The sequence below is a fragment of the Pauljensenia sp. UMB3104 genome (assembly GCF_030217285.1).
GTDB lineage: Bacteria > Actinomycetota > Actinomycetes > Actinomycetales > Actinomycetaceae > Pauljensenia.
The window spans coordinates 1-513 of sequence record NZ_JASONN010000065.1 but is presented as its reverse complement, the minus strand read 5'-3'; the positions used below and the strand labels follow the sequence as shown (position 1 = coordinate 513).

The window sequence follows — 513 nt, the reverse complement described above, 5'->3', positions numbered from 1 at the left end:
CATCAGTCATGGTGAACTCTTCATCGAGTGAGACGGATTCGTTGCATCTAACTATCCGCTTCATGTCAGTATGTGTCAATACGTTTGTCAAAATGATATGAAAATGTGATGTGGAGCGCTTTGTGGGTGGGAGTGTGGCATCGTAGGGATATGGACATGTCAGCATTCATTGCCGAACTGGAAGCGCGCTTCGATGAGCAGCGCGTGCGCGACCTCGAAGAACTCATCGATGAACTCACAGATGCTGAGCGCGCGTCGGTGACCCTGTCGGCGCGGCTCGCTGGCGCCTCGGGCATCGTTACCCTCGCGTTGCGTGGCGGACAGGTCGTGTCGGGTCAGATCCTTGACTCAACGCGAACGTGGGTGCTCATGCGTGGAGAAAGCGGCGACAGCCTTGTGATGCTGTCTGCCATCGTCGGCGCGTGGCCTCTGGGTCGTAGTGCCGCCCGAGAATCGTCGATCAGGGGTGGGGTCGGTGTCGGGCACGTGCTGCGAGAGCTGAGCGCGCGAGGA

1 pseudogene is annotated in these 513 nt (G+C 58.5%); it reads left to right on the top strand.

The features are described 5' to 3' along the window. Positions 1–150: 150 nt before the first annotated feature. A pseudogene (locus QP415_RS10765) lies at positions 151–513 on the top strand (hypothetical protein); the annotation flags it as partial.